This is a genomic window from Phaeobacter sp. HS011, from assembly GCF_018101215.1.
In the GTDB taxonomy this organism is placed as follows: Bacteria; Pseudomonadota; Alphaproteobacteria; order Rhodobacterales; family Rhodobacteraceae; genus Phaeobacter; species Phaeobacter inhibens.
Map to the genome: position 1 here is coordinate 1 of NZ_JAGEUF010000017.1, position 6,068 is coordinate 6,068.

General features: G+C 50.1%; 4 protein-coding genes. 2 read left to right on the top strand and 2 right to left on the bottom strand.

Annotation, left to right across the window (positions count from 1 at the left end; genetic code table 11):
* A partial coding sequence (locus J4721_RS19575) for a hypothetical protein (RefSeq protein ID WP_211003460.1) occupies positions 1-391 on the bottom strand: 391 nt, incomplete at its 3' end.
* Between the two features lie 552 nt (positions 392-943).
* On the opposite strand from J4721_RS19575, the gene J4721_RS19580 reads away from it, so the two are divergent.
* Positions 944-3,427, top strand: coding sequence for a hypothetical protein (locus J4721_RS19580; protein WP_211003461.1), 2,484 nt, complete (start codon positions 944-946; stop codon positions 3,425-3,427).
* A complete protein-coding gene (locus J4721_RS19585) occupies positions 3,414-4,406 on the top strand; it encodes a hypothetical protein (protein ID WP_211003483.1) in 993 nt (330 codons plus the stop codon). The genes J4721_RS19580 and J4721_RS19585 overlap by 14 nt, the downstream gene beginning before the upstream one ends.
* Positions 4,407-4,707: 301 nt before the next feature.
* Here J4721_RS19585 and J4721_RS19590 read toward each other — a convergent pair.
* Positions 4,708-6,068 (bottom strand): hypothetical protein (locus J4721_RS19590; protein WP_211003463.1); only part of this gene is annotated, 1,361 nt, incomplete at its 5' end.

The following is a 6,068-nucleotide window of genomic DNA, read 5'->3' on the forward strand; positions in this document are numbered from 1 at the left end:
AATCCCCGTTTTTGTAATGCCTATCGAAAACATCGAAAGTGCAAGTCACCACCAAACCATTGGCGTACTCATGCAGATTTAGGCTGAAGCCTGGCCGGAGGTTAGCCTTAGCGCCTTGCCACATCTGGGCCATTGCACGGAGCTGGATATGCGCCATGTCGCGATCGCTAGTTTTTGTTAGCTCCGGAAGAAAACTGTTAAATTTTTCCGCAGCACTCAAAATCTCGCCCTCAGAGTACTTTCCCTCTGCCGCCCACTCAGATGCACGATTTCTCGCGCACTCTTGTACCTCTTGATGCTCAAAGAACGGGACATACCTCCAATCATATTCCTCTGCGCCAGCAAGTGCGGGAATGAGAGAGGCCAGACTGTAGATAACTATTTTTTTCATGTGGATACTCATGCTTAAGCGACAAATTAAATTCCCTTTCCACCAAGGGTGGCGTTGCTGCGATTATAGCGCGAAGTTTACTACTGGGCAGTTTTTTTGCCCGCCACGTTGAGTTACCTCATCAAACCTAGACTATAGTCCATCTATGCATCACGCCGAACTACCGGCGAAATACGACAGGCTGTAAGCTCTTGGTGACTAAAAAGGTGATCCATGGTTCAAGGCCCCGCCATCAACCAAGGTCAGCAATGCGCAGATAGCGGGCTTTGCAAAGTTACGCCTCCGGCCTAAAGCGGACCTTGGTGCGAAATCCGTCTAACGACCGCTGCCAGCCCAAAGCAGACATGACCGTTCAGCGCGTCAGGCACCAACCGGCCATTCGTTGCGAGCGCTTCGTGCTGGTCGAGCCCTCCGTAAGCGGTGATTCAAGCACCTTACGGCAGCAGCATTTTTTGAAAGGCGCGCAGAAAATTTGGGGTCAGTCCCTGCATCTCGTAATTGCCACCAAATACGATTATATGTTGCGCGCAACTCAGAGAGGGTGAGCATAGATTGATAAATCGTCTGAAAATCTGGTTGGGTTCCAAGCCTTGGTTTTGGAAGTCCCGAGCATGGTTTGGAAAAATCGGGTTCCTTTTCGAACGCATCGCATACCAGAGGGGCATCTCTGTCACCAAAGCAAAGGCAAACGCCCGGATTTTGGGCTCGTTTACATGGGTCGGGGTCAAAAGCCTGTTTTGGGTCGTTGTAGTGCTGTCGGCCTTAATTTCTGTAGAGGGTTGTGTCCGGGAAAAGCAGTCTTGGCTGACACCGCTTAGCGCTAACGACAAAGAATTTAATGTAGAACAACTTAGGCTGTACGCCCAAATTCTCACTGCGATTTTCTCGATCTATTTCGCTACGATTGGCATCATATTGAGCGCCGGTTACACCAGACTTCGTCGCGATATCATCCAGTTGCTCACCAATGAGCAGGTGGGCAGCGTGTATTCTCGGGTATTGGTGCTTGCAGCAATGTTTTGCCTGGCAGCAACGGCTTTGCCCTTGTTTGGGTTTGAACCCGGTCTGTTAGTCTATGTTGCCGGTACGGTTTTGGCTTTGTTGAGTGCTTTGGCCTTGTTTCCGTTGGGCCAGAGGTTGTTCAATTTCTTTGATCTGAATGTACTTGTTCGTAGCGAGATACTTCCCAACATTGAGCGCCACATCGAAGGTGCAGCGAACCGCAATAATTCACAATCGTTGGCCAACCATCATTCTAAATTAGCCCGACATGCTCTTGAACAACTCTCGTACGTTGATGATCGCGTCAAAGCCGACAGACAAAGTTTAGAAGACAATCTTCCTGCCTTGACCGACGATTATACGGCCTTGCTTCTGCATTACCTCCGTCAGAAACACAAAATCGATCAAGAAAGCTACTGGTTTCCAAGACGAAACAGGCACAAGCAGTGGTTTCTTGCCGGTGACAGTGCGACGTCTATGGCGCTTCAAACCAGCAGCCAGCAAATGCTGGTTGAGGAAAAGCTCGATCATCAGTGGCTTGAACACGAGATCGTCGACAGGTTGGCGGGCCATATTGAGCTGGCATTTCAAGTCGGTGATTTCGACCTTGCGCTGAAACTCCTCAGTCGCTTTTCGACCCGTATTTCCGACTATGCAGCACAGTTTCAGTTTGCCGTCGGCATGCGAGAGCTCAAAAATTTCAAGGCGATTATTGAACAAGCTTTCGCCACATCGGACGCAGTAACGGATGATGAAACAGCAATGATAAAGGTTGGAATAGCAGATACATGGGCGGCTCTGGGCAGCAACCTCTGCTTAGAAACTCTTCGCCGAATGATAACCTTTGAGAAAGAGTTGAAACAGTTCTTCGAGGCTGACGAGTGGAGCGAAACAACCCTCCGCAGCCTACCTTCTTTTTTGCAAGTGGAGCTTGCTTTCATCGTCAAACGTATTGAGTTTGAGAAAAAGTTCGAGCGGCAGCGCCTATCCAAGCAAAAATACGTCCAACAGTTGGCGGTTCAGAGGTTGCTGCAACACTACGAAAAGATCCTACCTGAGATATGCGGATTTTACCAAAACTCGGTTCCAGAATTTGTGGCCCTTCTGACAAAATTAAAAATGTCTACGGCCGCAACACAGGTCGTCCTGGCAAGCTTGCATAGCCATTGGAAACTGCCACGCTGGTTCGGCGAACTCGCCCAGCTTTTGGAACGGTATCATGAGTATGCACACTACACCGAAGAACAATACGTTCTGCCAAATATCGACGTCGTTGAGATGTCCAGGCAGTTTGGATCGATGCGAGATGACGCACTCGCCAACCTCGGCAACGGTGCTATGGTAGAGCACCTCTTTGAACCAAAACATAATGACGAGCTGCCTGATCATTTTGGACAAATTTACTTCGAACTGGCTGAAGCATGCATAAGCGCGCTTGAGGAAAACGATGAAGGTAAGCTGGGCAGAGTTTTCCCGATGTTCATGTCCCTAGCTTTTCTGGCGGCGGATTCAAAGTTTCTGGATTCATCATTGGAAATAAATGACGAGTTCCGACTTCTACTCATCTCAACTGTGATCAACGACTTGGCGTCGGTTTTGGGCTTCGCTATTCTCTATGGAGCATACTTCGACAATGCCAAATTGTCCGAAGGTGCGCTTGCCAAGTTCGATGCTTGGATTGGTCGAGCCACTAACAAGCAACAATACCTGAAAAGGATGATCCTTCTTTCAGACCCAAATAGCTTCAGCATGAGCGCTTCTCCACGTGAGCTGATCCGGATCAATTGGAAAATCTCTTTCGAACAACGTGCTGGGAACGACGGGATCGGGGATCAGTTGGGGATGGAACGGGGAGAGCGGCACCAGAAAAAAATCGTACGAGAGTTCTTGGGCTCCTTTTCAGATGCATCTCACCTATTCTTTGCCGAACAGATTGTACCGCAACTCGATCCAATCGATTTCGAGATCGACTGCCGCATCACTGATCTTGCTCGTCGGTTGAACGAAGAAGAGGTTCAGCATGAAGATTGTTAGATCTGACCCAATGCACAGACATCACTTTCAGGATATGCATGTTGGGTTCTTTGATCGGTTCCTGATTAAAAGTAGACGGGAGAAGCCGGCCTTTAATCGACGGATGTTTGACGACGACTTTGCGAGATTGTTCCGCTCTTTGACCCGTCAAAGCGGCAATCTATTCCAGGTGTCGTCAAATGACGACGAACTCACGCAAAGGCTTCTAGGCAATGTAAAGACGAGGTACGCGCGTCATCGGATCGACGAAACAATACGTGAGTTGGTGAAGGAAATTGCTCAATCGCTTATCTGGCTTGGAACAGCTTACTACTTCCTTCATGATGATCTAGAGCATGGAGACGTCCACGTGGTTTCGTTCAGTTCAACCGGCGTTGTGCGTTTCTTCGGTACGCATATTCAGTGGGTACCAAAGCGAACGAAGAGGCATTGGGATCGAGATGACGAGGAGATTTCAAGGGAAATACGCATCTTGGACTCAGCCAAAGTTATGCACTTTGAAATGCCGAGGCCAATCAAGCGCATGCTGTCTGCACAGAACAGGACTTTAACTGTCCTTGATCAACACCAATTTAGGGCAACCGATTTCCATTCTCAGGCCACGCACGAGAATCCAAACCCAACCAATCATTTCGATTTCCGAGTTTGGAGTGATACGCAAGAGGGCGCTTTGTATCGAGCCACGCGAGGCACAGGTTGGAACGGGAGGAAATATGACTCATCAAAGCGTTCGGATTTCTTTGATTGTCACCGGCTGATCCGGTTCCGGCGAAACCAACTGATGCTACGAGATGACATTCTGAGGCAGCTGAGTGTTGAGCTTTCAAGGGTGGGTAGGGGTTACAATGCCGAATATGCCGTTGAAATTTCAGGAACCGAAGAACTGGCTAGTGTCGAGCAACTAAATGACTTGGAAGCCAGGTTGTCCCGCGAAGATGTTAGTTTCGCGGAGGTAGTCGACTATTGCTACAAACGCTGAAGGGCCCGATCGGCGAATTACAGTGCGGCATAATCGAAACCTGGTGAACGGCCGCTTTGGTCTTACCGCAAAAATTGCAAAGTCAGCTTTCTGCGCTTAGCCGACATTGGTGCTATCCGCAGCGAAAGTTCGCAATCCGCCCGACGTGCTGGAACGTCATGTCAGCTTTGGGCTGGGAACCGCTGGTACACAGGTTTTGCGTGGACGACTGGAGAGGTCAGGTCAAGCCTGGGGGCCTGGCTGCCAGCTCCACTTTGCCAAGTCACTTCCTGCGCGATACGGACCAGGGCAAGTTTTTGACCTACCCCAGTAGCCCTAACCTATAGCCCTCCTGAGCATCCCTACGAGAAACCGGCGAAATACCTCGTCCTGTTCGCTCTTGGTAGCTAAAGAGGCGATCCATGTAGCCAACGCATCGAATCCCCTGCCGGTTCTCAATATGCTCCTGCAGCTGCTCGTCAGAGACATGTGCGTATTCGGGCATATCAGGCAACTTGATCGATGTGGGTAGCGCCTGACCAACCACGGCCTCCGAGGCTTCCGCCATCACATCCCGAAGTTCAGCAACTCGCATGTGGTCGATGACATAGCTGTCGTGGATCGATAAAACTGGAACCCCCTGCTTGGTAAAGTGGCTATGGACATGGGCTGTTATCTGGCTGTCGAGGTACATCAGCCTAATGCCTTGATCCGAGAACAGAAAAGCTTCCAGAGCTGGGTTCACCTCCAAGAAGGCGGCCATGAGCTGATCCAGTTTTTTGTTGCTCAAGGTTTTTCCGACGTGCGCCGTGGAAAATCCATCCCGGAATGCCCTGTAGGCTGATGATTTTTCCTTTGCGTTGATCGCAGTAAGGGCAAGTCTCTTGATTAATTTCCTCAATAATTCCGGCGGGTAAGCTTCTATTTTTTGCGAAGAAATATCATAAGGATCATGCGCCATTTTATTCCCCGTCTGAGCGTAGAGCATCGCGACATGGAGGCCCTTGAAGTCCACTTCTATAGTCGGCTGGTCATCTATGAAGATTTTGGAGCGCCAATCGTCGTTCACCTGCTGCCACCAACCGCCGTAGAAGCGGCCATTCATGGACCAGTCTTTGCGGCTGAAAACACGGCGCAATCGGGCGTGATCTGGGTGAATACGCAGCGGAGCTGTTACCTCGTCATCATCAAGCTGTATGATCGGTTCTTGCAGTGTCGCAATGTCGATGAATGAAGCGGCCAGTAGATCGTTGTACGACTTCAACTCGCTCCGCATGGCATTGGTGTTTGGGGTGTCAGTATACTCAACTTCTTTTCCGACCTTCCCGGCCACCTTTTCATCCCGCAGGATTATGACTTCCTGACCTTCGAAGCGGTGCACATCGTCGCGTTGGAACTTGGCGTGCCTGAACATGTTTTGAAGCCCCTCAGACGCCCTGATGCGCGTAGTTCTGTTGCTCTTGGCTCCCGGACCGGCATAGCTGCCCTTGGCCAAGTCAACCAACCCAGCAATGCTCAATGCTTCCGTGATAGGGATCAGCTTCTTGGACAGGTGGAGGGCATTGTACCGGGAATTGGCCTTCCATTCGTTCGGAGACATTGACATTCCGATACTCAACTCAGGATCCTCCAGCCATGCCACATAGAGGTCTAGAACCAACACCTTAAGCTGGTTCTTGAAGG